Annotated in this window: 31 protein-coding genes and 1 tRNA gene; 13 read left to right on the top strand and 19 right to left on the bottom strand. The window is 65.6% G+C overall.

Annotation, left to right across the window (positions count from 1 at the left end; translation table 11 throughout):
* Positions 1–93 precede the first annotated feature (93 nt).
* Together F595_RS0101135 and F595_RS0101140 are read left to right on the top strand one after the other, a co-directional pair.
* Positions 94–170 (top strand) — tRNA-Ile (locus F595_RS0101135).
* Positions 171–440: 270 nt separating this feature from the next.
* On the top strand, positions 441–827 hold the full coding sequence (locus F595_RS0101140) for a hypothetical protein (RefSeq protein ID WP_156873757.1): 387 nt from the start codon (positions 441–443) through the stop codon (positions 825–827).
* Here F595_RS0101140 and F595_RS0101145 read toward each other — a convergent pair.
* From F595_RS0101145 to F595_RS12180, 13 genes are all read right to left on the bottom strand, one after another.
* Entirely contained in the window at positions 817–2,037 is a 1,221-nt protein-coding gene (locus F595_RS0101145) for a DUF445 domain-containing protein (protein ID WP_022955032.1), read from the bottom strand. The two genes, F595_RS0101140 and F595_RS0101145, sit on opposite strands and share 11 nt — an antisense overlap.
* Positions 2,038–2,068: 31 nt before the next feature.
* Complete coding sequence (locus F595_RS0101150) at positions 2,069–2,569, bottom strand: DUF2505 domain-containing protein (RefSeq protein ID WP_022955033.1); 501 nt, start codon at positions 2,567–2,569, stop codon at positions 2,069–2,071.
* A 12-nt stretch (positions 2,570–2,581) separates the two neighbouring features.
* Positions 2,582–3,877, bottom strand: coding sequence for an adenylosuccinate synthase (locus tag F595_RS0101155; protein WP_022955034.1), 1,296 nt, complete (start codon positions 3,875–3,877; stop codon positions 2,582–2,584).
* 23 nt (positions 3,878–3,900) lie between these two features.
* On the bottom strand, positions 3,901–5,061 hold the full coding sequence (locus F595_RS0101160; protein WP_022955035.1) for an ATP phosphoribosyltransferase regulatory subunit: 1,161 nt from the start codon (positions 5,059–5,061) through the stop codon (positions 3,901–3,903).
* A gap of 123 nt (positions 5,062–5,184) precedes the next feature.
* A complete protein-coding gene (gene hflC, locus F595_RS0101165; protein WP_022955036.1) occupies positions 5,185–6,048 on the bottom strand; it encodes a protease modulator HflC in 864 nt (287 codons plus the stop codon).
* Entirely contained in the window at positions 6,048–7,187 is a 1,140-nt protein-coding gene (hflK, locus tag F595_RS12160) for an FtsH protease activity modulator HflK (RefSeq protein WP_022955037.1), read from the bottom strand. Before hflK ends, hflC begins: the two co-directional genes overlap by 1 nt.
* Positions 7,188–7,200: 13 nt before the next feature.
* Entirely contained in the window at positions 7,201–8,529 is a 1,329-nt protein-coding gene (gene hflX / locus F595_RS12165; RefSeq protein WP_022955038.1) for a ribosome rescue GTPase HflX, read from the bottom strand.
* Between the two features lie 63 nt (positions 8,530–8,592).
* The gene (gene hfq / locus F595_RS12170) at positions 8,593–8,910 is read right to left on the bottom strand and encodes an RNA chaperone Hfq (RefSeq protein ID WP_022955039.1); all 318 of its coding nucleotides are present in this window, start codon (positions 8,908–8,910) and stop codon (positions 8,593–8,595) included.
* A gap of 141 nt (positions 8,911–9,051) precedes the next feature.
* Positions 9,052–9,993 (bottom strand): tRNA (adenosine(37)-N6)-dimethylallyltransferase MiaA, encoded by a 942-nt coding sequence (gene miaA, locus F595_RS0101185; RefSeq protein ID WP_022955040.1) that lies wholly within the window; start codon positions 9,991–9,993, stop codon positions 9,052–9,054.
* Positions 9,994–9,995: 2 nt separating this feature from the next.
* Positions 9,996–11,834, bottom strand: coding sequence for a DNA mismatch repair endonuclease MutL (gene mutL, locus F595_RS0101190; protein ID WP_022955041.1), 1,839 nt, complete (start codon positions 11,832–11,834; stop codon positions 9,996–9,998).
* 2 nt (positions 11,835–11,836) lie between these two features.
* Positions 11,837–13,090 (bottom strand): N-acetylmuramoyl-L-alanine amidase, encoded by a 1,254-nt coding sequence (locus F595_RS12175; protein WP_051144597.1) that lies wholly within the window; start codon positions 13,088–13,090, stop codon positions 11,837–11,839.
* A 2-nt stretch (positions 13,091–13,092) separates the two neighbouring features.
* The gene (gene tsaE, locus F595_RS0101200; RefSeq protein ID WP_051144618.1) at positions 13,093–13,524 is read right to left on the bottom strand and encodes a tRNA (adenosine(37)-N6)-threonylcarbamoyltransferase complex ATPase subunit type 1 TsaE; all 432 of its coding nucleotides are present in this window, start codon (positions 13,522–13,524) and stop codon (positions 13,093–13,095) included.
* 38 nt (positions 13,525–13,562) lie between these two features.
* Positions 13,563–14,423: an NAD(P)H-hydrate dehydratase gene (locus tag F595_RS12180; RefSeq protein ID WP_022955044.1), complete on the bottom strand. Its 861-nt coding sequence runs from the start codon at positions 14,421–14,423 to the stop codon at positions 13,563–13,565.
* Between the two features lie 87 nt (positions 14,424–14,510).
* Between F595_RS12180 and queG the strand changes: the two genes are divergently transcribed.
* Positions 14,511–15,629, top strand: coding sequence for a tRNA epoxyqueuosine(34) reductase QueG (gene queG, locus F595_RS12185; protein WP_040567994.1), 1,119 nt, complete (start codon positions 14,511–14,513; stop codon positions 15,627–15,629).
* On the opposite strand, the gene orn is transcribed toward queG, so the two are convergent.
* Positions 15,616–16,182: an oligoribonuclease gene (gene orn / locus F595_RS0101215; protein WP_022955046.1), complete on the bottom strand. Its 567-nt coding sequence runs from the start codon at positions 16,180–16,182 to the stop codon at positions 15,616–15,618. The two genes, queG and orn, sit on opposite strands and share 14 nt — an antisense overlap.
* 90 nt (positions 16,183–16,272) lie before the next feature.
* Here orn and rsgA point away from each other — a divergent pair, with 90 nt between their 5' ends.
* From rsgA to secB, 4 genes are all read left to right on the top strand, one after another.
* Positions 16,273–17,304: a small ribosomal subunit biogenesis GTPase RsgA gene (rsgA, locus tag F595_RS0101220; RefSeq protein ID WP_022955047.1), complete on the top strand. Its 1,032-nt coding sequence runs from the start codon at positions 16,273–16,275 to the stop codon at positions 17,302–17,304.
* Between the two features lie 101 nt (positions 17,305–17,405).
* Positions 17,406–17,822, top strand: a complete 417-nt coding sequence (locus F595_RS0101225) for a rhodanese-like domain-containing protein (protein ID WP_022955048.1) — start codon at positions 17,406–17,408, stop codon at positions 17,820–17,822.
* 2 nt (positions 17,823–17,824) lie between these two features.
* Entirely contained in the window at positions 17,825–18,079 is a 255-nt protein-coding gene (grxC, locus tag F595_RS0101230) for a glutaredoxin 3 (protein WP_022955049.1), read from the top strand.
* Between the two features lie 15 nt (positions 18,080–18,094).
* Positions 18,095–18,553, top strand: a complete 459-nt coding sequence (gene secB, locus F595_RS0101235; RefSeq protein WP_022955050.1) for a protein-export chaperone SecB — start codon at positions 18,095–18,097, stop codon at positions 18,551–18,553.
* Here the strand turns inward: secB and trmL are convergent.
* The gene (gene trmL / locus F595_RS0101240) at positions 18,550–19,035 is read right to left on the bottom strand and encodes a tRNA (uridine(34)/cytosine(34)/5-carboxymethylaminomethyluridine(34)-2'-O)-methyltransferase TrmL (protein WP_026913094.1); all 486 of its coding nucleotides are present in this window, start codon (positions 19,033–19,035) and stop codon (positions 18,550–18,552) included. The genes secB and trmL overlap by 4 nt on opposite strands.
* A 197-nt stretch (positions 19,036–19,232) precedes the next feature.
* On the opposite strand from trmL, the gene F595_RS12190 reads away from it, so the two are divergent.
* From F595_RS12190 to F595_RS0101260, 4 genes are read left to right on the top strand one after another with little or no spacing between them, the layout of a single operon-like run.
* Positions 19,233–19,802, top strand: coding sequence for an RNA polymerase sigma factor (locus F595_RS12190; RefSeq protein ID WP_022955052.1), 570 nt, complete (start codon positions 19,233–19,235; stop codon positions 19,800–19,802).
* On the top strand, positions 19,799–20,134 hold the full coding sequence (locus F595_RS14730; RefSeq protein ID WP_022955053.1) for a hypothetical protein: 336 nt from the start codon (positions 19,799–19,801) through the stop codon (positions 20,132–20,134). The genes F595_RS12190 and F595_RS14730 overlap by 4 nt, the downstream gene beginning before the upstream one ends.
* Positions 20,124–20,534, top strand: a complete 411-nt coding sequence (locus tag F595_RS14735; protein WP_022955054.1) for a DUF3106 domain-containing protein — start codon at positions 20,124–20,126, stop codon at positions 20,532–20,534. The genes F595_RS14730 and F595_RS14735 overlap by 11 nt, the downstream gene beginning before the upstream one ends.
* A gap of 42 nt (positions 20,535–20,576) precedes the next feature.
* Positions 20,577–21,059 (top strand): DUF4399 domain-containing protein, encoded by a 483-nt coding sequence (locus tag F595_RS0101260; RefSeq protein ID WP_022955055.1) that lies wholly within the window; start codon positions 20,577–20,579, stop codon positions 21,057–21,059.
* A 39-nt stretch (positions 21,060–21,098) separates the two neighbouring features.
* Here the strand turns inward: F595_RS0101260 and ntrC are convergent, their stop codons facing one another.
* Entirely contained in the window at positions 21,099–22,538 is a 1,440-nt protein-coding gene (ntrC, locus tag F595_RS0101265) for a nitrogen regulation protein NR(I) (protein WP_022955056.1), read from the bottom strand.
* On the bottom strand, positions 22,535–23,608 hold the full coding sequence (gene glnL / locus F595_RS0101270) for a nitrogen regulation protein NR(II) (protein WP_022955057.1): 1,074 nt from the start codon (positions 23,606–23,608) through the stop codon (positions 22,535–22,537). The genes ntrC and glnL overlap by 4 nt, the downstream gene beginning before the upstream one ends.
* Positions 23,609–23,840: 232 nt before the next feature.
* Here glnL and rimO point away from each other — a divergent pair, with 232 nt between their 5' ends.
* A complete protein-coding gene (gene rimO / locus F595_RS0101275) occupies positions 23,841–25,175 on the top strand; it encodes a 30S ribosomal protein S12 methylthiotransferase RimO (RefSeq protein WP_022955058.1) in 1,335 nt (444 codons plus the stop codon).
* Here rimO and F595_RS14340 read toward each other — a convergent pair.
* Positions 25,126–25,506 (bottom strand): TfoX/Sxy family protein, encoded by a 381-nt coding sequence (locus F595_RS14340; RefSeq protein WP_084682769.1) that lies wholly within the window; start codon positions 25,504–25,506, stop codon positions 25,126–25,128. The genes rimO and F595_RS14340 overlap by 50 nt on opposite strands.
* 19 nt (positions 25,507–25,525) lie before the next feature.
* Positions 25,526–25,843, bottom strand: coding sequence for an iron donor protein CyaY (cyaY, locus tag F595_RS0101285; RefSeq protein WP_022955060.1), 318 nt, complete (start codon positions 25,841–25,843; stop codon positions 25,526–25,528).
* Between the two features lie 80 nt (positions 25,844–25,923).
* Here cyaY and lptM point away from each other — a divergent pair, with 80 nt between their 5' ends.
* Entirely contained in the window at positions 25,924–26,070 is a 147-nt protein-coding gene (lptM, locus tag F595_RS14345; protein WP_211213134.1) for an LPS translocon maturation chaperone LptM, read from the top strand.
* The last annotated feature ends 1 nt before the right edge of the window (position 26,071 follow it).

Below are 26,071 nucleotides of genomic sequence, written 5' to 3' on the forward strand. Positions count from 1 at the left end.
CAAGGCCGGGCGGTCATGCTAAGATGCGCCCCCGCCTGCGCTGTCGCTGCAGGCACGACAGCCAGGGAGAACGCACGCTCTCCCGGCCGCTACGGGCCTGTAGCTCAGTCGGTCAGAGCAGAGGACTCATAATCCTTTGGTCCTGGGTTCAAGTCCCAGCGGGCCCACCATCTAATTCACGCCCCAACTTGCCGGAAACCACGCCGCTCTCTCGCACTGACCGAATCATGCAGTCAATTGCCGCGTCAGGGCTCTCAAACGCTGAACAGGTTCGCTCCTGCAGGTCACACAGCCACTTGCTGCCAAACCAGTCCATCCTGAAAAGAACTCCCGCATGAGCCGCCCTGACCTGTGCCATGAAATTTGCCTTTGACGCAAACCGGCTTGCCTTCCAGAGCAATAAACGTCAAAAGAAAGGACTCTCCTGGGCCAGCATATCCATGAACTGCATGCGACACGACACCCTGCGCGACAATGGTCAGGTCATGCACCAGACGCGCTGGCGCCTTGCCGGCGCAGATCTGGTGGCACGCTGGTCAGAACAGCCTCTGCGACTGCATGCCGTGACGCTGCTGGCGAATGCGCCGGTAAGTAGTCACGGCGGTATTGGCGATCACCCGGAGGGCGTGCTCGCCAGCGTGGCCTGGCTGGCCTGCGAACTGGCCAGCCGGCAGCTGCCGCTGACCGATCCGTTGCAGAATGATCTGGCCGATGCCGTGCTGGCTTTGCGTGAACAGCTGCTGCAGTCGGCAGCCTGGAAGGATGAGCGCCCGCGGGATGAATCGACGGTGACGCGACTGGACAGGGCACGCCCCGTCAAAGCATGAACTGGATCTGCAGCTCGCCGACCAGGAAACCCAGCACCGCACCGACCAGGATCAGCGCCCACTCGTCTTCCTTGAACGCCGGACGCAGCATGCCCTCGAACTCCTCGGGGGTGAGCTTCTGCATGCGCGTTACCAGGGTGTTGCGCACATCCATGGCGTCCTCGGCATAGTCCTCGACGTGCTTCATGGTCTCCGGCATCTTCGCCATGATGCGATCGGCGATGACCTGCTTCATCTCGATGTAGCGCTGGCTGCCGACGGCGTAGACCACCAGCGGACGGGCAATGCCGGCCTGCTCGTCGACGACGCGCTTCACGTTCTTGTGGATGAGCTCCATGATGCGATCGGCGAAGGCGCCGCGGAACAGCTCCTCCATCATGTTGGCCGGGGTCAGCAGCTGCTTGGAGATCAGTGACGCGTAATCGGCGGCGACCTCGTTCTGGCGCTTGAGAAACAGGCCCTGGAAGGTGACACCGAACACCGTCACCGGATGCTGCGGACGGAACATCATCTGCAGAGCGATCCAGTCACTGAAGAAGCCCACGAAGCCCCCGAACAGCGGCAGCATCCAGGGCTCGCGCCAGATCAGCCAGCACACCATCTGCACCAGGCCGATGCCGAAGCCGAAGAAGAAGCCGGCGTTGCTGAAGAAACGGAACTCCTGGCTGCCGACCTTGCGGAAGATCTCGTTGAGCAGGCGCTTGTCGCGTAGCAGGTTGGTCACCACCATGTGCTTGAGATCGAAGTAGCGGTCGATGTTGCCCTGCACCTCCGTCATGATGGCGGCGACGATGGCCGGCGACTCGGCGCGCACGCGCTGGATGATGCGCTGGCGCGCGAAGTCCGGCATGCCTTCCCACAGACCCGGCTGATACTGCTGGGCGACATCGCGCACGATGTCCTCGGCAGCCGCCATCATCGGGGTCTCGATCTCCCGGGCGATGCGCTGGGGATCAAGCCGGGCGAAGATCTCGGCAGGCCGGATCAGGCGCTTGGTCATCAGGTCGACGGCGATGGTGGCCATCTTCTCGGCCTTGCGCGGCACGATGCCCTGCCAGCCCAGGAATGGCTTGATGCCGACGAACTCCAGCGGCGCGAACATCATGTGGATGGCGACGACCTTGGTGACGTAGCCGATGATGCCGCTGATGAACGGAATGGAAATGTAAAGCCAGAGGTCGGCCTTGAAGTCGGCAATCAGCTGTTCCATCGTGCGCTACCACCCGGACATCGGCAACGCCTCAGAACAGCTCGGCAAGGATCTGGCGACTGACCTGCTCGTTGTGCCCGGCCTTGGTGCGGATGTCATCGGCAATCATCTCGGCGAGCTTGCCGCCCACCAGGGGCACGCTGCACTCCACCACCCAGTCCAGGGTGTTGCAGGTACGGCCGTCCTGCTCGCTCAGGCTCATGGTGGCCGAGACCTGCACCGAACTCACCGACTTGTTGATGAAGACCAGGGCACCCTTGCCGGTAGCGCGGTTCCAGCGGTCGGTCTGCTCGATCTCGACCACCTGGTCCGGCTTGATGAACTTCTGGGCAATGCCGGGCAGCTTGATGCTGGGACGACCGGCAACCAGGGTAACGACGCTGAAGTCATCGCCATCCAGGCTCGATGCCAGCACCTCGGCGCGCTCGTGCTGCATGAGCTCGAGCTTGCGCTCGAAGTAGCGACGATCGGTCAGCATGGCCAGGACGCGGGACATCGGGGCATCCCAGGTCATCGAGGTCTGGAACTTCATGGCAATGGCTCCTTACTGGAACGGATGACGCAGCACGATGGTCTCGTCGCGGTCCGGACCGGTCGAGATGATGTCGATCGGGCAGCCTACCACTTCCTCGATGCGACGAATGTAGGCACGGGCGTTTTCCGGCAGGTCCTCGAGCTTCTGCACGCCGACCGTGGACTCGGTCCAGCCCGGCAGCTCCTCGTAGATGGGCACGGCCAGATCCAGCGCCACGGCATCAGTCATCATGCCTTCGATGCAGCCGGCCTCGCGGGTTTCGTAGCCTGTGCAGAGCTTGATGACCGGCAGACCGTCGAGCACGTCGAGCTTGGTCAGGCAGAGGCCGGAAATCGAGTTCAGCTCGACCGCGCGGCGCAGCACCTCGGCATCGAACCAGCCGCAGCGACGGGCGCGGCCGGTGGTGGAGCCGAACTCGTGGCCGACCTTGGCGAGGTGGGCGCCGGTCTCGTCAAACAGCTCGGTCGGGAACGGACCGCCGCCGACGCGCGTGGTGTAGGCCTTGGTGATGCCGAGCACGTAGTCGAGGTAGAGCGGACCGAAGCCGGAGCCGGTGGAGGTGCCGCCGGCCGTGGTGTTGGACGAGGTCACGTAGGGGTAGGTGCCGTGGTCGATGTCCAGCAGCGAGCCCTGCGCGCCTTCGAACATGATGCGCGCGCCCTGGCGTCGGAAGGTGTGCAGGATGCCGGAGACATCGCCAACCAGGTCACGCAGCTGCTCGCCCCAGGCCAGCGCCAGCTCCAGCGTCTGCTGGAAGTCGATTGGATCGACCTTGTAGTAATGGGTGAGCTGGAAGTTGTGGTAGGCAATGATCTCGCCGAGCTTGGCCGCCAGCGTGTCGCGGCGGAACAGGTCGCCCAGGCGCAGGCCGCGACGCGCGACCTTGTCCTCGTAGGCCGGGCCGATGCCGCGACCGGTGGTGCCGATGGCCGACTTGCCGCGCGCGGCTTCACGCGCCTTGTCCAGCGCCACGTGGTAGGGAAGGATGAGCGGGCAGGCAGCCGAGATCTTCAGGCGCTCGCGCACCGGCACGCCCTTGGCTTCCAGGTAGGCCATCTCCTTGAGCAGGGCATCCGGTGCCAGCACCACGCCGTTGCCGATCAGGCACTGCACGCCATCACGCAGGATGCCCGACGGAATCAGGTGCAGCACGGTCTTCTCGCCACCGACAACCAGCGTGTGGCCGGCATTGTGACCGCCCTGGAAGCGGACCACCGCCTGCGCGTTGTCCGTCAGCAGATCGACGATCTTGCCCTTGCCTTCATCACCCCACTGGGTACCCAGAACGACAACATGCTTGCCCATGACTCAGTCTCAACAGATCAATTTCAGGAATTCAGAGGGCGCACAACCCAGGCGCCCGACTCGGCCACGAGAACGCGATCACAGCCGGTCGCGACCCCGGTGCCGGGAAGTTCATGCAACACGCGCTCGCCGGACTGACGCAACGCGGCCACGGCAGCATACAGCCCGGCATCATCAATCGCTGGCGCAAGGATTGCCGGGCGCAGCGCCGGCTTCGCATCGAAGGCCAGCCACTGCTTGAGATCGGCACTGAAGCCGGTGGCCGGCCGCGCGCGCCCGAACGCCTCGCCGACGTGGTCGTAGCGGCCGCCCTTGGCGACTTCGGCCGGCTGTCCCGGCACATAGGCCGCGAACACCAGACCGGTGTGGTAGTGGTAACCGCGAAGTTCGCTGAGGTCGATGTACAACGTGACCTGCGGGTGCGACTGCCGCAACGCCGCAGCCACGGACTGCAGGTCACGCAGCGCCGACTGCACGGCGGCCGGTGCATCGGCCTGCAGGGTGCGCTCGAGCACGGCAAGGTCGCCGCACAGGGTCGGCAATGCCGTCAGCAGGGTCTGCGCTTCCAGGCCCGTCATCGCATCGGCCCACTCCGGCAGTGACTTGCGCACGAGAATGTCCTGCAACGCGGCTTCGCGACCGGCATCGAGACCGGCCTGCACAGCCAGGGCACGGAAGATACCGACATGGCCGAGATCAAGGTGAATGTCACGGGCACCCGCCAGCGCCAGGCCGTCGAGCATGAGGCGGATGATCTCGATGTCGCTCTCGACACCGGCATGACCGTAGAGTTCGGCGCCGATCTGGACCGGACAGCGCGAGCTGGACAGGCCTGCCGGACGCGTCTGCATCAGGGTGCCGGCGTAGCAGTAGCGGGCCGCACCGGCAACCGGCAGGCAATGGGCATCGAGACGCGCCACCTGCGGTGTCATGTCGGCGCGCACGCCCATGAGGCGACCGCTGAGCTGGTCGGTGATGGTGAAGGTCTGCTCGGCAAGATCCCGGCCGGAGCCGGTCAGCAAGGACTCGAGAAACTCCATGAGCGGCGGAAACACCAGGTCGTAGCCCCAGCTCGAGAAAAGATCGAGCAGCCGGCGCCGGAGCGACTCCAGGCGCGCCGCCTCGGCTGGCAGGACATCCGCCACCCCATCAGGCAGCAGCCACGCATCGACCGGTTTGACCATGTTGACTCACAGGCTTGGACACAAAAAAACCGAGTCTGTACTCGGTTCAACACAGTTTATCACAGCTGACGGGCATATGCCCAAGCTCTGCCGGCCACTCCTGCGAGTGGCCGGCAAGCGCTGTCATTTCTGCTTCATGTAGCGCAGGAACTCGTTGTCACCCTTGAGCACCATGACGTCCGAGGGCTTGTTGAAGGTCTGACGGTAGGCCTGCAGGGAGCGGTAGAAGCGGTAGAACTCGGCATCCTGGCCAAAGGCCTTGCGCGCGATCGCGGCAGCCTCCGCATCGCCCTGGCCGCGCAGGATCTCGGACTGGCGATAGGCCTCGGCAAGAATGACGCGCTGCTGGCGATCGGCCTCGGACTTGATGCGATCGGACATTTCCGTGCCCTGCGAGCGATGCTCGCGAGCCTCGCGCTCGCGCTCGGTGCGCATGCGGTTGTAGATCGACTCCACCGTCGAGGCCGGGAAATCGACGCGCTTGACGCGCACGTCGACGACACGGATGCCGAATTCCTGGCTGGCCACGGCATTCACCGCCTTGGTGAGATCCTGCATCAGCTGTTCGCGCTGACCGGCCACGACTTCATGCACGGTACGCTCGGAGACGCGGTTCTTGAGGCCGTCACGCACCAGCGGCAGCAGGCGGGCCTCGGCTTCCTGGGTGGCGCCGCCTGTGGCAGTGAAGTAACGCTTGACGTCGTCGACACGCCACATGACGTAGGCATCAATGATGAGGAACTTGCTTTCCTTGGTCAGGAACTCGGTACGCTCGGCATCACTGACCTGGGTACGGCCATCGAAGCGACGCACCTCGTGCACCAGCGGAATCTTGAAGTGCAGACCCGGCTTCAGGTCGGACTCGACCACTTCGCCAAAGCGCAGCAGCACGCCACGCTCGGTAGCCTGAATGGTGTAAAAGGCGCTGTTGACCAGGAACAGCAGGAACAGGGTGATGGACAGGGCCATCGTGCCGCGATTACCCATCAGCGTGCCTCCTCCGTGTTGCGACCGCCACGAACCGAGTCACGCGAGCCTCCGGTCTGGGCAGGCGGAACCGCAGCCGCCGGGTTCTGCGACAGCAGCTCGGCTGCTGGCGTGCCGCCGGCAGCGGTGCCGGCAGCCAGCTTGTCCATGGGAATGTAGAGCAGCGGCGCCGCGCCGTTGGGCTCGACCACGATCTTGCTGGTCTTGCCCAGCACGGACTCCATGGTCTCCAGATAGAGCCGGCTGCGCATGACCTGGGGATTCTGGCGGTATTCGCCGAGCAGGCCGCGGAAACGCGAGGCGTCACCGGTGGCACGATCAACCACTTCCTGCTTGTAGGCGGTGGCGTCAGCGATCAGTCGCGCCGCCTGGCCGCGCGCTTCCGGCACGATGCCGTTGGCATAGGTCTCGGCCTGGTTCTTCAGGCGCTCCTTGTCTTCCTTGGCGCGAATCACGTCATCGAAGGCCGCCTTCACTTCCTTGGGCGGCAGCGCCTCGAGAATGTTCACGTTGCGGATGCTGAGACCGGTCTGGTAACGGTCCAGATAGGCCTGCAGGCGCGGCTGCATGTCCTGGGCAAGCCTGGCGCGCCCCTCGCCAAGCACCTGGGTCATCTTGGCACTGCCGACGACATGGCGCAGCGCCGATTCGGTGGCATGCGCCAGCGTGGACTCCGGATTGGCCACCGCCAGCACATAGAGACGGGGATCCGCGATGCGGTACTGCACCGACAGCGAAATGTCGACGATGTTCTCGTCTTCCGTGATCATGGTCGCGTTCAGGGGCATCTGCTCGGTGCGCTCGACATTGACCTTGCGCACGTTGTCGACCAGTGGCGGATGCCAGTGCAGACCGGCCGTCTGCACGCTCTGGTAGTCGCCGAAGCGGAACAGCACGGCACGCTCGGCCTGCTCGACGCGATAGAAGCCGAACAGGGCCCAGAGTCCGACAGCTCCCACCAGCAGGTATCTGGTGAGCTGCTGCTCGCCCTGGGGATCACTGCCACCAAAGAGGCCCTTCAGCTTCTGCAGCAAATCCTCGCCACCGCCCTGCGGGCGGCCACCGGAAGGCTTGCGGCCCCACGGATCCTGGGAATCACCGCCGGGCTGCTGTCCCGGACCGGGTTGGTTCCACGCCATCTGGCACTCCTGTTCATTCCGTGGCGGGATGCGAATGCATCGCCGCCGCCTTTTCATCCCAGAGCACATCGGCCCGGGTCAATCCTTCACGGGCCAGACACTGGCCGAGATCCTGGGTCAGCATGCGCACGCGCAGGAGACCGCCCCCTTGATCATCGGGGCACTCCTCAAGCACCGCCCCGAGACTGTAGAGACGTGCACGCAATCTTGCCAGTGCAGCGGGCAGAGACAGCCAGGCCTCTTCCCAGGGCGACGCCAGCGTCGCCTGCATGGCCTGCAGCAGTTCGGCAAAACCACGACCGTCCCGCGCCGAGATCCACACGCCCACCGGCACGCCCCACTCGTCATGATCAATGCGCGGCTGCTGGTCAGGCAAGGTGTCGAGCTTGTTGTACACCATCAGCACCGGCGCTGTCGCGCCCACTTCCTGCAACACCTGGCGCACGGCCTGCTCATGCAGGTCACGCTCGGGATGCCCGGCATCGACGACATGCAGCAGCAGATCGGCCTGCACGGTTTCTTCCAGAGTGGCACGGAAAGCATCCACCAGCTGGTGCGGCAGGTGACGGACAAAACCCACGGTGTCGGCCAGCACCACCGGACCGATGCCATCCAGCGATACCCGGCGCAGGGTCGGATCCAGGGTCGCGAAGAGCTGGTCGGCAGCATACACGTCCGCACCCGCCAGACGATTGAACAGCGTCGACTTGCCGGCGTTGGTGTAGCCCACCAGCGACACCGTCGGCACCCCGGCCTTCTGGCGCGCGGCACGCCCCTGGGAGCGCGTCTGGCGCACCTTTTCCAGGCGTGCCTTGAGGTAGTCGATGCGCTTGCGAAGCAGGCGGCGGTCGGTTTCGAGCTGGGTTTCGCCAGGACCGCGCAGACCGATGCCGCCTTTCTGGCGCTCGAGGTGGGTCCAGCCACGCACCAGTCGCGACGACAGGTGATCGAGCTGCGCCAGCTCGACCTGCAGCTTGCCTTCATGGGTGCGCGCACGCTGGGCGAAGATGTCGAGAATCAGACCGGTACGATCCAGCACCCGGCATTGCAACTCGCGTTCGAGGTTGCGCTCCTGCGCCGGCGTCAGGGCATGGTTGAACAGCACCACCTCGGCGCCGGTGGCCGCGATGGCATCACGGATCTCGGCCACCTTGCCGGTTCCGGCATAAAGACGGGCATCGGGACGCTGACGCGAGCCGGTGACTACGGCCAGCACAGCCACCTCGGCCGAGCTGGCGAGCAGACGGAACTCGTCAAGGTCCTCGTCCTGGCCGCCCTGACGCAGGTCCAGATGGACCAGGATGGCGCCCTCTCCACCAGCAGGGCGTTCAAAATATTCCAAGTAGCTTACCTCTGTCGTCCGGGCCGGGCAGTCATGCCCTGACCCGGAACGAGATCACCGCACTCAGGCAAATGGCGGCTGGGTGTCGTCGTCATCCAGATCTTCCAGACTGGACTCGCTCTGCCCCAGCGGCGCGGTGCCGCCGATGGGCACATTGCTGCCTGGCAGCGTGGTACGCGGATTGCGCGCCGGCACCACGGTGGAAATGGCGTGCTTGTAGACCATCTGGCTGACCGTGTTCTTGAGCAGCACCACGTACTGGTCGAACGATTCGATCTGACCCTGCAGCTTGATGCCGTTCACCAGGAAGATGGAAACGGGTATGCGTTCCTTGCGCAGCGCATTCAGGAAGGGATCCTGCAGGGTTTGTCCCTTGGACATGGTTTTTTCCTCTGGACTGGCTCAACCCGAGCCGATAATGGGGTGCCGCACAACCCGTTGCCGGGCTCCCCGCAATCCGGGAATGGCCACACCAAATACCAGTGTGGCGTAAACCAACTGTGGGGGTGTATGCCCGCTTTTTCAAGTGCCCGACGGCAAATGCCGGATGATCTGCGCGGGGGCGCTGATGTCCGACGGATCCAGCCAGGTCAGGTCGGGAAAGCTGCGCAGCCAGGTCAGCTGCCGCTTGGCGAGCTGGCGCGTGGCCGCCACGCACTGATCGCGGCAGGTGGGCAGATCGGTCTCGCCGTCCAGATGCAGCCAGGCCTGGCGATACCCGACGGCACGCATCGAAGGCAGGCCCAGGTGCAGATCGCCGCGGGCTTTCAGGGCAATCACCTCATCCAGAAAGCCCTGGGCCAGCATGAGGTCGAATCTGCGGGCGATGCGCTCGTGCAGAACCGCCCTGTCCGGCGGACTGACCGCAAACCAGCGCAGATCGAAGGGCAGGGGTTCCGGCGCCGGCTGCTCGGCATGCCACTGCGACAGGGGCTTGCCGGTCACCAGCCAGACCTCGAGCGCGCGCTGCAGGCGCTGGCTGTCACCTGGCGTGATGCGTGCCGCCGCCACGGGGTCCACCGCCTGCAGGCGACGGTGCAACGAGGCCAGACCATCACGAGCCGCATCGGCGTCGAGCTGTGCGCGCACCGCCGGATCAGCCTCCGGCAGCAGCGCCAGACCATCCCGCAGCACCTTGAAATAGAGCATGGTGCCGCCCGTGAGCAGCGGCGTGCGCCCGGCCGCCACCACCTCGTGCATGGCCGCCAAGGCATCGCTGCGGAACTCCGCCGCGGAATAGGCCTGGGCCGGATCACGGATGTCGATGAGGCGATGCGGCGCCAGCGCCAGCTCGTCGGGCGTCGGCTTGGCCGTGCCGATGTCCATGCCGCGATAGACCATGCCCGAGTCCACCGAGATGATCTCGACATCGCCGCGTGCCGCCAGTGCCATCGCCAATGCGGTCTTGCCGGCTGCCGTAGGCCCCATCAGGCAGATCGCGGCCGGTCGCGAGGGGTTTGTCATGGTCAGCGCCCACGCAGAAACAGACGGTCGAGATCGGCCATGCTCAGACGCGTCCAGGTCGGACGACCATGATTGCACTGGCCGCTGCGCTCGGTGGCTTCCATGTCGCGCAGCAGGGCATTCATCTCGACCACCGACAGCTGACGATTGGCACGCACGGCGCCATGACAGGCCATGGTCGCGAGCAGGGTATTGCGATGCTCCTGCCAGCGCCGGGTCTGACCGTGCGTGACCAGATCGGAGAGCACGTCACGCACCAGCGCCTCGGCACCGGCCTGCGACAACAGCGTCGGCAGCGCCCTTACCAGCAGGGTTTCCGGCCCCATGCGCTGAAGCTCGAAGCCCATGTCAAGAAAGTCAGCCTGGTGGGTCTCGGCCAGATCAGCCTCGCGCTGACTGACCGCAATGCTCAATGGCACCAGCAAGGGCTGGCGGGCAATGCCTTCACTCTCCTGCGCCGCTTTCAGGCGCTCGTAAACGATGCGCTCATGGGCGGCATGAATGTCGACCAGCACCAGACCGTCGGTGTTCTGTGCCAGCAGATAGACCCCGTGAAGCTGGGCCAGAGCATAGCCCAGCGGGTGCTCGGCTGGTGTCGATGTCGACGGCGAGGCCGGCAGGCTGTCCGACGATGCCGGCATCAGGCCCGGCAGCGACGCCGCAGGTGCGGACGACGCGACAGCGCCCGCAGGCGTTGCTGTCCCGAGATAGCTCGCCAGCGCCTCGCGGGCTTCCGGCCTGGACCAGTCCAGACCGCCCTGGCTGGGCTGCCAGCCGGGAACCATGGAGACTGGCACAGCCGCCGTCCCGGAGGCCGCCGCCGCCGGCGCATCCTGCGGGCGCAACGCGGCAATGGCGCGATGCAGGCCGCGATAAATCACGTCATGCACGAGTCGCGACTCGCGAAAGCGCACTTCATGCTTGGTCGGGTGCACATTGACGTCGACAGCGCCCGGATCCATGTCGAGAAACAGCACGAAGGCGGGATACCGGCCGTGGAAGAGCACATCGGCATAGGCCTGGCGCACGGCGTGCGAAACCACCTTGTCGCGCACCATGCGTCCGTTGACGAAGAAGTACTGCAGATCCGCCTGCGAGCGAGAGAACGTGGGCAAGCCCAGCCAGCCATGCAGACGTATGCCCGCCGTCTCGACCTCGAGCGGAATCGCGGACTGCACGAAGGCAGGCCCGCACAGCTGCCCCAGGCGCTTGAGCAGCTCGGCCTCGCTCTGCGCGGGACGCAGCTGCCAGAGCGCACGCTGGTTGTGACTGAGGCTGAAGCCGACCCGGGGCGAGACCAGGGCGATGCGCCGCACCACCTCTTCGAGATGGCCGAATTCGGTGTTCTCGCTGCGCAGGAACTTGCGCCGTGCCGGCGTGTTGAAGAACAGGTCCCGCACCTCGACCGTGGTACCGCGCGGGTGTCGCGCCGGCTCGACATGCGCTGCCATGTCACGACCCTCGGTGCGCACCGCCCAGCCCAGGCCGCTCGATTCCGTGCTCGACGTCATGGTCAAACGAGACACCGAGGCGATGGAGGCCAGCGCCTCGCCACGGAAGCCCAGTGTGGCCACCGCCTCAAGGTCATCCAGATGATGGATCTTGCTGGTGGCATGACGCGCCAGCGCCAGCGCCAGGTCATCACGCGCAATGCCGTCACCATCATCACGTATGGTCAGGCCGGCGATGCCGCCCTGCTCGACCTGCACCTCGATGACACGCGCGCCGGCATCGATGGCGTTCTCGAGCAGCTCCTTGGCCACCGACGCCGGTCGTTCGACCACCTCGCCGGCGGCAATCTGGTTGGCCAGACGGGCGTCAAGCAGCTGAATGCGCGCCACGCTCAGCCTCCGCTGGTATCGAAGCGCGTGCCCGGCACCGGGTACTGCTGGCAGAAGCGCACAATGCCCTCCGCAATGGCACGTGCCACCTCAAGCTGGTAGGCCGGATTGATCAGACGCGACTCTTCCTGGGGATTGGAGATGAAGCCGGTCTCGACCAGCAGCGACACCATGCCCGGCTCCTTGAGCACGGCGAAACCGGCCTGCTCGACACGCGGGCTGTGCAGCTTGCCCACTACCGGCTTCATCTCGCCCAGTATCAGCTGCCCCATCTCCAGACTGTGCTTGAGGGTACCCTCGATCAGCATGCCGGCAAGCACCCCGGTTATGTCGTCGCTTTCAGCAACCACGCCGCCAATCAGGTCGGACTTGTTTTCCTGCTCGGCCAGCTGCTGGGCAAATCGCGAGGTGGCGGAGTTGGCGCCCTGCAGGGACAGGGCGAATACCGATGCGCCATGGGCGGAACGATTGGGCGCCGAGTCGGCGTGAATGGACACGAAGATGTCGGCCTTGTGGTCATAGCGCGCAATCTGCCGGCGACGCTGCAGGGGCACAAAGAAATCCGCATCACGGGTGAGGCGGGCAGTCACGCCCTCCTGATCATTCAGGTATTGCGCGACCGCGCGCGCAATCGCCAGAGTGACATGCTTCTCGTACATGCCGGTCTTGCCGATGGCGCCGGGGTCTTCGCCACCATGCCCGGCATCCAGGGTGACCACGATGTTGCGACCGCTCTTGCTGACCGGCTTGCGAACGGGTGCCGGCCGGGGCGCCAGCACAGGAGGTGGTGCCGGGACCGCAGCCGCCACCGCCGGAGATGGCGGCGCGGTCGGTGCAGGCGCTGCCGCCAGCACCGGAATCACGGTATTGGCCTGACGCGGCAGCAGATCAATGACCAGGCGATGCCCGTAACTCTGGTTGGGGCCGAGCAGAAAGACTTTTGCCTCGACTTCGCGATTGAGGTCCATGACCAGCTGCGGCACCCGTCCGGACACATCCAGACGAACCGCCTCGACAAAGCCGGCGCGCGCCGGCCAGCGCGGCGCCTCAAGCCGTGTCTTCGCCTCGGGCAGGGAGATGATCAGGCGGCCGGGCGTGCTGGCCTCGCTGACGCGATACTCGGACTGTCCGTCCAGCTCCAGCACCAGACGCGTGCTGTCCGCACCTGCCCACGAGCGCACGCCGACGATCTGTGCTGCCGTAACGCTGCCTGCCATGCCCAGCAGCAACCCGCTCATCACCAGCCAACGCATCATCTTCAACCGCCATTCCTCAATTCATTCAGGATCTGCTCGCCGCGCGCCGTCACCGCCGTCACCGCCAGCTCTCGCCCCCCGGCCGGAGGTTCTGCCAGGCGCAGGCGCAGGTCCGGCTCAGGGAGCAGGAGGCGTCCCCGCTCCGGCCATTCCACCAGCGTCAGCGCCTGATCATGGAAATATTCGCGATACCCCATGAGCTCAAGCTCCTCGGGGTCCAGCAGACGATACAGATCGAAGTGATACACGGTCGTGTCTGCCAGCGTGTAGGGCTCGACCAGCGTGTAGGTCGGGCTTTTCACCGCGCCCTGATGGCCGAGCGCATGCAAGATGCCACGCGACAGGGTGGTCTTGCCAGCACCCAGATCGCCCTCGAGAAAGATGACGCCACGGCCCTGGCAGGCACGCGCCAGTTGCGCCCCGAAGGCGGTCATGGCATCGACATCACCGGCCAGCCACGTCTGACTGCTGCTCACTGTTCCACCACCTGTTGCGTCGGATTCAACAGGGCCGGCATCGGCCCCCACAGATCACTGGCCAGCATGCCGCGCTGCCCCTTGTGCACGGCGACACGGTCACCGGCCCTGGCGTGCAGACTCACCGCCAGGGCCGCCGCCTCGAACAGCGGCACGCCCTGGGCGAGCAGGGCACCGGCCAGACCGGCCAGCACATCACCCATGCCCGGCGTCGCCATGCCGGGATTGCCGGCGGTGCAGCGCCAGACACGTTCACCATCGCACACCAACGTGCCGGCACCCTTGAGGATGACGACACCGCCATATTCAGACTGCAACTCACGTGCCGCTGCCGGCCGGTCGCGGCTGATGTCGGCGACATGGCAATGCAGCAGGCGGGCAGCCTCGCCCGGATGTGGCGTCAGCACGCGCGCCGGATGACGCTCCGGGTTCTCCGCCAGCCAGAACAGGCCGTCGGCATCCAGCACCTGACGCGGACCGGGGGCCGCGAGTGCCGGCCAGAGTTCGCGCGCCCAGTCGTCTCGACCCAGGCCGGGCCCGGCCACCACCACGCGGGCCATGGCCAGCAGCGGCTGCAGATCGGCACGTGAACTCACGGCACGCGCCATCAGTTCGGGCCGATGCAGCCAGAGCCCGGCCGCCGCCGTGCGCCCGCAGGCGACCAGGGTGGCGCCGGCACCCGCACGCAAGGCCGTCTCGGCCGCCAGCAATGCGGCGCCGCTGTAGCCCTCGCCACCACCCACCACCAGCAACGGCCCGAAATCGCCCTTGTGGGCATCATCGGCACGCGGCGACAGCCAGCGCAACGCCAGCTGCCGGTGCAGGTCGTCATCGATCAGGGTCACGGCATCAGACATGGCAGATCCGGGTTTCCGTTGCAGGCTCGCGGGACAGGCCGGCGCCAGGATGGCCCGACCTCCGGGAAGGATGGCAGAATGCGCGTCATGAGGCGAATCCCCGGCAGCAACGAACTCACTCCCGCCGAGCTGGACAACCTGGCAGCGGACATCCGCCGCTGGGGGCGCGAGCTCGGCTTCCAGCAGGTCGGCATCAGTGACATCGATCTGGGCGAACATCCCGCCCACCTGGCGCGCTGGCTGGACGCCGGACACCAGGCCGGCATGGACTGGCTGGCCGAACCCAAGCGCATCGATCCCGCCGCCCTCAAGCCCGGCACCCGGCGCATCATCTCGGTCCGCATGGACTATCTGCCGGCCGATCCGCGCATTCACGCCATTCTAGCCGATGACCGTCGCGCCTACATCGCTCGCTACGCGCTGGGCCGCGACTACCACAAGATCATCCGCAAGCGCCTGCAGCATTTCGCCGATCGCATCGAGGCCGCCATCGGCCCGTTCGGCTACCGCGCCTTCGTCGACTCGGCACCCGTCATGGAAAAGGCGGTGGCGAGCCAGGCAGGTCTCGGCTGGATGGGCAAGCACACCGTCATCCTCAATCGCGAGGCCGGCTCCTGGTTCTTTCTCGGCGAACTGTTCACCGATCTGCCGCTGCCGGTGGACCGGCCGGTGAGCAGTCACTGCGGCAGCTGCCAGGCCTGCATCGACATCTGCCCGACACGCGCGATCGTCGCCCCCTATGTGCTCGACGCCGGCAAGTGCATCAGCTACCTGACCATCGAATACCGGGGCGTGATTCCGCTGGAATTGCGCCAGCCCATCGGCAACCGCATCTTCGGCTGCGACGACTGCCAGCTGGTGTGTCCGTGGAACCGCTATGCCCGTCCCAGCGAGGAGCGCGACCTGCTGCCACGCCATGCCTTCGACGGCCCGGATCTGCTGAGCCTGTGGGCCTGGGACGAAGCCACCTGGCTGGAGCAGAGCGCCGGCATGGCCTTGCGACGACTGAACTATCCGACCTGGCTGCGCAACCTGAGCATCGCCATGGGCAATGCCTCAGCCAACGCGCAGATTCTGCAGGCCCTGCAGCAGCGCCGGCAGGACCTGGCAGAGGCCGGCCTGCTGGATGACGTGCTGGCCGAACACCTGGACTGGGCCATCACGGAGCAGCAGCGCAAGCTGCACGCCGAACTCAGTCCTCGCTGAAGCCCGGCAGCTTGAAGAAGTACTGACGGTAGTAGCGCAGCTCCTCGATGGAGTCCTTGACGTCATCCAGCGCCAGGTGCGAGCTCTTCTTGGTGAAGCGCTGCAGCAGGTCGGGATACCAGCGTCGCGCCAGCTCCTTGACCGTGCTGACATCGAGGTTGCGGTAGTGGAAGAAGGCTTCCAGCTTGGGCATGTGACGGTACAGGAAGCGGCGATCCTGGCAGATCGAGTTGCCGCAGATGGGCGACTTCTTGGGATCGACGAAACGGCTGAGGAACTCGATGGTGCGTGCCTCGGCCTCGGCCTCGCTCACGGTGCTGCGGCGCACGCGCTCGGTCAGTCCGGACTCGCCATGCTGGCGCGTGTTCCATTCGTCCATGGCGTTGAGCACGATGTCCTTCTGGTGGATGGCCAGCACCGGGCCCTCGGCAAGAATGTTCAGGTGCGCATCGGTGACGACCGTGGCGATCTCGATGATGCGATCGGTATCCGGATTCAGCCCCGTCATCTCGAGGTCGATCCAGACCAGGTTGCCGGCCTTGTTGTTGTTCATCAACACTCCTTGACGATAGACGATGGCACAATGGAAACAGCATAACAGAGGCGCGCCTGTCGCACGCCAGCAAACCGACCCGGAGCAGGGATGAGCCAACGACGCATCAGCCGTCAGCAGAGCTTCCGCATCGACCGCATCCAGAACGAGCGCATCGCCCGTGCCAGCAAGCGCGATGCCAAGGCGGAAGCCCTGCTCGCCGGCGGCGAGCTGGGTGCCGAGCAGCGCGGCCGCGTCATCGCCCACTACGGCGTTCAGCTGGCGGTCGAAGCCCTGGACGGCGACCTGGCGGGCCAGCGTTTCCGCTGCCACCGACGCGCCAACATCGATCACCTGGTCACCGGCGACCAGGTGATCTGGCAGCCGGCCGCCGAAGGCACAGGCGTGATCACAGCGCTGCTGCCGCGTGACTCGGTGCTGGTGCGTCCCGATCCCTACGGCAAGCTCAAGCCGGTCGCGGCCAACATCGATCGCATCCTGCTCATCATCGCACCCGAGCCGGTACCTTCGGCCGAGCTCATCGATCGCTACCTGATCGCCTGCGAAGCCACCGGCATCGCACCGGTCATCGTGCTCAACAAGGCCGACCTGCTCGATGCCGGACGCGCGGCACCCCTGCGCGAGCTGCTCGACAGCTTTGCCCGTCTCGGCTACGAAACCCGCACGCTGTCGGCACATGGCGACACCGGCGACCTGCGCGCCCTGGTGGCCGGACGCACCGTGGTCTTCGTCGGCCAGTCCGGCGTCGGCAAGTCATCACTGATCAATGCCCTGCTGCCCGATGTCACCCAGAAGGTGAAGGAAATCTCGACCGGCTCCAGGCTGGGTCAGCACACCACCACCACCGCCTGCTGGTTCGACCTGCCTGAAGGCGGCGCCCTGATCGACTCGCCAGGCATCCGCGAGTTCGGCGTCTGGCACATGGATCGCGACCAGCTGCTGGAAGGCTTCATCGAGTTCCGCCCCTGGCTGGGCCAATGCCGCTTCCGCAACTGCCAGCACCAGCATGAGCCCGGCTGCGCGCTGTCTCACGGCGTCGACACCGGCGCCATCCAGCCACGCCGGCTGGCCAGCTTCCAGCGCCTTGCCAGCGAACTGGGCAACCCGGCGCCGGGCCGCTGATACCTGCTCAAGCCCGCTGTCAGCACGACCGGCAACGCGGTGGAGCCGGCCCGTCACGCGGGGTATACTCCGGCTCCTTTGTCATTCCCTGAGTCCGTGTCATGGATCGCGTCATCGAATTCGTCGGCAACCATCCCCTGCTGATCAGCGCCTTGGTGGCCCTGGTCATCGCCTTCATCATCACTGAAATGCAGCGCGGCGGACGCGCCGTCAGCCCGCAGGAGCTGACCCGTCTGGTCAACCAGCAGCAGGCCCGCGTCATCGACCTTCGCAACACCCCGGAATACCGTGAAGGCCACATCACCGGCAGCGAGAACATCCCCTACAGCCAGCTGGCCGAGAAGGCTGCCGAGCTGGCGCGCGGCGATCACCCCGTGATCGTGGTCTGCGGCCTCGGCCAGGTCGCCGGCATGGCGGCCAAGACCCTCAAGCAGGCCGGCGTCAAGGACGCCTACCGCCTCACCGGCGGCATCTCGGGCTGGCGCCAGCAAGGTCTGCCGCTGGTGCGCAGGAGCTGATCATGGCCAAGGTCGTCATCTACACCACGCACATCTGCCCGTACTGCGTACGCGCCAAGATGCTGCTGCAGCGCAAGGGCGTGACCTACGAGGAGATCGATGTCAGCGATGACGCCGACACTCGCCAGATGCTGGTGCAGCGCACCGGCCGCCGCACCGTGCCGCAGATCTTCATCAACGACCAACCCATAGGGGGCAGCGATGAACTGCACGCCCTCGAACGCGCAGGCCGCCTCGACGACCTGCTTGCCTCCTGACCTCGCGAGCTCATCATGACCGACACCGCCCAACCGCAATTCGCCCTGCAACGCATTTACCTCAAGGACGCCTCGTTCGAGGTGCCGAACGCCCCGCGCGTGTTCCTGCAGGCATGGAATCCCGAGATCAGCATCGATCTCGCCACCGGCATGGCCCAGCTCGAGGACGGCAACCACTACGAAGTGACGCTGTCGCTGACCGTGACCGCGAAGAATGACAACCAGGTCGCCTTCCTGGTCGAAGTGCAGCAGGCCGGCATCTTCCAGGCCATCGGCTTTCCGGACGAGGAGCTGGCCCCGCTGCTCGGTGCCTACTGCCCGAACCTGCTCTTCCCGTACGCGCGTGAAGCCATTTCCGACCTCGTCGGCAAGGGCAGCTTCCCGCAACTGCTGCTGCAGCCGATCAATTTCGATGCCGTGTTTGCCGAGAACCAGCGCCGTCTGGCCGAGACCGAGACAGCGACAACTGCCTAAGCGGACGTCTCCGGGGGCATGACGGCCCCTGGAAAGCCGAGCTGACGCCATGTCTCGTAGACCATGATGGCGACACTGTTGGACAGATTCAGGCTGCGACTGTCCGGCTGCATGGGCAGACGCAGGCGCGCTGCCGGGGCGAAGCCGTCCAGTACCTCGGCAGGCAGACCGCGGGTTTCAGGCCCGAACACCAGCACGTCGTCCGGCCGGAACGACTCGGCAAAGGCGGAGTGGCTGGCCTTGGTGGTGAACGCGAACAGCCTGCGACCGGACATCGCCTGGCACAGATCCGCCCAGGAGTCGTGCACGCGCAACTCGGCCCACTCGTGGTAGTCGAGACCGGCCCGACGCAGACGGGCATCGTCGAGCACGAAGCCCAGCGGCCTGACCAGATGCAGTCTTGCCCCGGTATTGGCGCAGAGACGTATGATGTTGCCGGTGTTGCCTGGAATTTCCGGCTGATACAGCACAATATCGATCATGTCGGGCAATGGCTCGGCACACAGGATGGGAACGTTGGTGAACACGCACATTCTAGGACAGTGCACGTCAACCCGAGACTGCCTCTGGCGTTTTTCTCACCAGATCAATCCACATGCCCGAGCCACTGGCCATGCGACTTGCTGCCGAAACCGCCACGACTTACGGTGCCGCGCCTCCCGAACGGAGGGTGACACCCATGTCGGCTAAACGCCCGGCGGAAAACTCGATAGACGCCTTTCTCCGTGATGTCAGCCGGCGCGCCCGGTTGACGGCGGAACTGGCCACGCGTGACCGCGAAGCCGCACAGGACATCGTGCAGGAAGCCATGCTGACCCTGGTCGCCAAGTACCGCGATCATGATCCGTCAAGCTGGGGACCGCTGTTCCACCGCATCCTGCACAGCCGCATGATGGACCACTTCCGGCGCGAGACGCGACGGAAGAAATGGTTCACCTGGCTGGAGCCCATGGACGACGAGAGTGACGAGGACCCGATCCAGCACATCGCCGATCCGGTGGACCACAACCCGGTCACGCTGCTGCAGCGGGCCGACAACATGGATGTGGTGCTCGAGGCCGTGAAGGATCTGCCGTTCCGGCAGCAGCAGGCGTTTCTGCTGCGCGCCTGGGAAGGACTGGACACTGCGCAAACCGCCGAAGTCATGGGTTGCGCCGAAGGCAGCGTGAAGACGCATTATTTCCGTGCCCTGAACAGCATTCGTGCCCGCCTGGGCGCTGTCGGCACGACCGCGGAGGACATGTCATGAAAGAGCAACTGACGCTGGACGATGCCCGCCTGGCTGCACGCCTGGCGAAAACCCTGGATCAGGCCGCCGCGCAGCCGGACCCCGTCTGGGACCAGCGCATGGAGCAGATCCTCGCGCAGGCATCGCTGCCTCGGAGCCACTCGCATCGCTGGCAATGGGGCGGTCTCGCCCTCGCTGCCAGCGTCACCTTCATGGTGGCGCTGCCCGGTGGCTGGCTGCTGCCCACCTCGGGCACCAGCGGCGCCCAGAACCCGGAAGCCATCGAAGGTCAGATGCTGGAAGAGATCGACTGGCTCATGGCCATGGAGGAGGCATCCCGTGATGCTCGCTAATGCCCTCGCGCATGCCCTCCGGATCAGTCTGCTGGGCGGCGCGCTGCTGACCAGCACGGCCGCGCTGGCCGACTCGGACTGGGACAGCCTGACGCCGGAGCAGCAGCAGGTGCTGGGTGATTTCCGCGAACGCTGGGACAGCATGCCGGCGGATCGCCGCGAGCGCCTCAAAGCCAAGGCCGAACGCTGGCGCTCGATGCCGCCAGAGCAGCGCGACGCCATTCGCGAACGCTGGCGAGCACTCAAGCCGCTGCCTCCGGAAGCACGCGAGGCACTGCGTCAGAAATGGCAGTCGCTGACACCGGAAGAACGTCGCGAGGCCGTCCGAGACCTGCATCGACAGCATGGTGCACCGGGACGTCCGGGCCATGAAGGCCATGGCAACGATCGCAACGACTGATACGCCGCTCACACCAGAAGAACACTCACCGGGAGACACATCATGATGCGCACTCTGCTGGCACTGGCCGTCGTGGCAACCGCCGTACCGGCCACCGCCATGGACATGGAATACCTCAAGAGCATGGCCAAGCAGCAGGCCACGCAACAGGTCGAGTCCAAGCTCGGTCTGGCCCAGGCAGCACCCGCCAATGCCAAGGCCACCATCATCAGTCCGAAGAACGGTGATACGGTCAAGTCACCGGTGACCGTGGTGTTCGGCCTGAGCAACATGGGCGTGGCTCCGGCAGGCGTCAACCAGCCCAACACCGGACACTTCCACCTGCTCATTGACGAGCCGGCCGTCAACCTGGCCCAGCCGCTGCCGGCCAGCGCCCAGGTCGTGCACTACGGCGCCGGCCAGATCGAGGCCGTGGTTGACCTGAAGCCGGGCAAGCACACCCTGCAGGCCCTGATGGCCGACTGGAAGCACCAGCCGCACAACCCGGCCGTGATCTCCGAGAAAATCACCATCACGGTGAAGTAAGACCTCCGCGCCAAGGCAGTCTCGACGCGAGGACGGCACTCAGCCGTCCTCGTCCTCGTCGTCAGCCACCGACAGGCCCAGCTCCTTGATCTTGCGTGTCAGAGTGTTGCGGCCCCAGCCCAGCACCACCGCGGCATCGCGACGACGCCCCCCGGTATGATGCAATGCCGCCTGGATCAGGATGCGCTCGAACGCAGGCGCCGCCACATCCAGCAGGCGGACTTCCGGCGCACTCATCAGGCTGCGCCGCGCCCATGAAGCCAGCGCCTGTTCCCAGTTCGGCGCGCCGACCGGCGCATCCTGCTGACTGCCCGGCTGCAGTTCGGGCGGCAGATCCGAAATCAGCACCTCGCGACTGGACGCCATCACGGTCAGCCAGCGACAGGTGTTTTCCAGCTGACGCACATTGCCCGGCCAGGGCAGATGCTGCAGGTACTGTGCCGCTTCGGCGGTCAGCGACTTGGGCTCGACCTGCAGCTCGGCAGCGGCACGCGACATGAAGAAGCTGGCCAGACGCGGAATGTCCTCGCTGCGATCACGCAGGCGCGGGATGTGCACGCGGATCACGTTGAGGCGGTGGAAAAGGTCTTCACGGAACTTGCCGTCGGCCACCAGCTTTTCAAGATTCTGGTGGGTGGCCGCAATGATGCGCACATCGACGCGCACCGGAATGTGGCCGCCGACCCGGTAGAACTCGCCATCCGCCAGCACCCGCAGCAGACGGGTCTGGGTGTCCAGCGGCATGTCGCCGATCTCGTCGAGGAACAGCGTGCCGCCATCGGCCTGCTCGAAACGGCCGACGCGCTGCGTGGCGGCTCCGGTGAAGGCGCCCTTCTCGTGACCGAACAGCTCGGACTCCATCAGGTCCTTGGGAATGGCCGCCATGTTGAGCGCGATGAACGGCTTGCGCGCACGCGGGGAGTGCTGATGCAGGGCGCCTGCAACCAGCTCCTTGCCAGTACCGGACTCGCCATTGATGAGCACGGTGATATTGGAGTTGCTGAGCCGGCCGATGGCACGGAACACCTCCTGCATGGCCGGCGACTCGCCGATGATGCTGGTGCTGCGCTCGCTGCTGGTGACCACCTCGGGCTGCTGGGTGCTCTGCTCGAGGTGGTGCGCGATGGCGCGCTTGACCAGGGCCACCGCCTCGTCGACATCGAAGGGCTTGGGCAGGTACTCGAAGGCGCCGCCCTGGTAGGACGCCACCGCCGAGGTAAGGTCGGAGTGCGCGGTCATGATGATGACCGGCAGATCCGGATGCTGCTCGCGCACCTTGCCGAGAAAGGCCAGACCATCGAGGCCGGGCATGCGGATGTCGGTGACGATCGCGACCGGCTGCTGCGAGCCGAGGCGCTTGAGCGCCGTGCCGGCATCCTCGAAGCACTGAGGCTGCAGACCCGCCTGCGTCAAGGCACGCTCGAGAACCCAGCGGATGGCACGATCATCGTCGATGATCCAGACCGATTTGCTATTCATGATCCTACTTCCAAAGGCAAGAAGATGCTGAAGACGGTGCACCCCGGCACGGATTCGCATTCGATCAGGCCGTGGTACTGGTGAATGATGTCCTGGGAGATCGACAGGCCCAGGCCGGTGCCGCCGGCGCGGCCGCTGACCATGGGATAGAAGATGGATTCGCGCAGCGACTCGGGAATGCCCGGGCCGTTGTCGGTGATGTCGAGGCGGATGACCACCCGGTGACGGCGCGCACCGATGGTGTACTGACGCACCGAGCGGGTCCGGAAGGTCAGCGTCGGTGCCTTCTGCTCCGGGGTCTCCAGCAGCGCCTGCAGGGCATTGCCGGCGATGTTGAGAATGGCCTGGATGAGCTGGTCGGCATCTGCCATCAGCTCGGGCAGCGACGGATCATAGTCACGCACGAAAGTGACACGGCCGGCGGCCTCGGCCGAGAGCAGCGCGAGCACCCGCTCGGTGCATTCGTGCAGATTGACCTGCGACATGGTGGGCAGACGCCGCGGCCCCAGCATGCGATCGGCCAGCGCTCGCAGGCGATCAGCTTCCTCGATGATGACCTGGGTGTATTCGCGCTGCTCGGCTCCCGCCAGTTCGCGAGACAGCAGCTGGGCAGCACCACGGATGCCGCCCAGCGGGTTCTTGATCTCGTGGGCGACACCGCGCACCAGCTGGCGGGTCGCTTGGTGACTGGCCAGCATGGCCTCTTCGCGGGCAATGCGAAGCAGACGGTCTCGCGACTGGATCTCGACCAGCAGCTGGGTCGCATCCGACGGACTGCTCATCAACGAGACCCAGTAATCCACCACGATGTCGCGCAGACCGACACGCAGGTGGGCCTCGCGCTTGGTGAACGGATGACCGCTGATCAGGGTCTGCTGCAGCGCCAAGGCACTGTCGGTGTCGATGGTGAGGACGGCATCCAGCGGCAGGCCGAGGGCCCGGCTGTGACTGATGGCGAGCAGGCTTTCCGCTGCCGGATTCAGGTAGACCAGGCGCAGGTCGGTGTCGCAGAGCAGCACCGCCGTGGTCAGGTTCTCGAGCAGTCGCCTGGCCAATCTGGGATCCGACATGAACGCCTCTGTGAACGCAAATGAGCAGGGTGTGGGCGTCTGTAGCGCCTTTGACCTAGCAGAAGCAAGAAACGAACCAACCCGGACAGCCCGGATCATGGCCATTTTGGCCCGCGCACTGGCACCATATGAGGGCAGTGTGCACCATTGTTGGGCGATGGTCACGCCTGCCCGACAGCGCCGCGATTGCGCTACAATGCGCGCATTCTGATCAACCCCTGCGGTATCCCCTATGTCCTCTGCCAATCCCAAGGTCGGCTTTGTCAGCCTCGGCTGCCCCAAGGCCCTCGTCGACTCCGAGCGCATCCTCACCCAGCTGCGCACCGAGGGCTACGAGATCTCGCCCAGCTACGACGGCGCCGACCTGGTCGTGGTCAACACCTGCGGCTTCATCGACTCGGCGGTGCAGGAATCGCTGGATGCCATCGGCGAGGCACTGGCCGAGAACGGCAAGGTCATCGTCACCGGCTGCCTGGGCAAGAAGGCCGACCTGATCCGCGAGGCACACCCGAGCGTACTCAGCGTGACCGGGCCGCACGCCTACGAGGAAGTCATGGGCGCCGTGCATCAGTACCTGCCGCCCAAGCACGATCCGTTCATCGATCTGGTGCCGGCGCAGGGCGTCAAGCTCACGCCCAAGCACTACGCCTACCTGAAGATTTCCGAGGGCTGCAACCACCGCTGCACCTTCTGCATCATCCCCTCGCTGCGCGGCGACCTGGTGTCGCGCCCGGTCGGTTCGGTGCTGACCGAGGCCGAGAACCTGGTCAAGGCCGGCGTTCAGGAGCTGCTGGTGGTCTCGCAGGACACCAGTGCCTACGGCGTCGACCTCAAGTACAAGCTCGACTTCTGGGGCGGCAAGCCGGTGAAGACGCGCATGCTGGAACTGTGCGAGGCACTGGGCTCGATGGGCGTCTGGGTGCGCCTGCACTACGTCTACCCGTATCCGCACGTGGACAACGTGATTCCGCTGATGGCGGAGGGCCGGATCCTGCCCTACCTGGACATTCCCTTCCAGCACGGCAGTCCGAGCGTGCTCAAGCGCATGAAGCGCCCGGCGCACGCCGAGAACACGCTCGAGCGCATCAAGACCTGGCGCGCGATCTGCCCGGATCTGGTGATCCGTTCAACCTTCATCGTCGGCTTCCCCGGCGAGACCGAGGAAGAATTCGAGGAGCTCCTGGCCTGGCTCAAGGAAGCCCAGCTCGACCGCGTCGGCTGCTTCCCCTACTCGCCGGTTGACGGCGCAGTGGCCAACGACGTCGCCGAACCGGTGCCGGAGGAGGTCAAGCAGGAGCGCCTGGACCGTTTCATGTCACTGGCGGCGGAAATTTCCGCCGAGCGCCTGCAGCGCCGTGTCGGTCGAGTCGAGATCGTGCTGGTGGACGAGATCGATGACGAGGAGGGCGTTGCCATTGCACGCTCCTACGCGGATGCACCGGAGATCGACGGCAACGTGTTCATCGAGGGCGAGGGCGCGGCGCAGCTGAAGCCGGGGCAGAAGGTGCGGGTGCGCATCACCGAGGCGGACGACTACGACCTCTATGCGGAGATCGTGGCGGACTAGGCATCCTGGGAGGCAGTCGCCGGACGACGTCCATGCCGCGACCAAGCCAGTCAGCCAAGGCGTCATCCTCCTCGAGACCCGGCGGATCGACGATGACGAAACCGGTCAGTGGCCGCCCGGTGACATCCATGACCCGGACATGGGGACGGGTCAGCGCCTCGGCGTAATCGTCGGCACCCACGCGCGCGATCAGGGCATCACCGGCGATGCAGGCCACAAGATGCCCCTGATGCAGAAAGGCCAAGCCGCCGAAAAGGCGTTTTTCGACCAGCCCAGGTACCTTCGCCAGCAATTCGCGCACGCGTTCGGCAAGCCCCTCATCCCAAGACATGCGAAGCCTCTGCGCAGGCTCAGCCAAACACGATGTCGCCGCCCCCCTGCTCGGCAATGACCCGGCTCAGCAGCTGCTGCAAGGTCTCGCCGGTGCTGGCACAGAACCAGGCGTCATCACGACGTCCGCAGTGATAGCCACCCGACTTCGCAGCCACCCAGATCTCGCGGGTGGCCGGCTGGCGGTTGATGATGATCCTGCTGCCATTGGGTGCCGTCAGGGTCAGGATGCCGGCGGCCATGTCGAAGTCGAGGTCACTGTCAGCGTTCTCGACCTGCGCCTCGATGTCCTGGAGGGTGGCCTCGGCCAGTTCGTCGAATTCGCTTTCCGTCATCATGGCCGCTGCCTCATGTCGCTTGGGTAAAAACCGGGCTTGCATGATAATACGGCGACGCCAGTCCGGCGCGAGGACACATGATGATTCGACTGCTGCTTCCCGCCCTGCTTGTCGGCCTGCTTGCCGCCTGCGGCCAGAAAGGCCCCCTGTACCTGCCGGTGCCGGCCAAGCCCCCTGTCCAGAACGCTCCGGCCGATGCCGGAGCTCCCGCGCCCGAGAGCCGCTGAC

Source organism: Perlucidibaca piscinae DSM 21586 (assembly GCF_000420045.1).
GTDB classification, from domain to species: domain Bacteria; phylum Pseudomonadota; class Gammaproteobacteria; order Pseudomonadales; family Moraxellaceae; genus Perlucidibaca; species Perlucidibaca piscinae.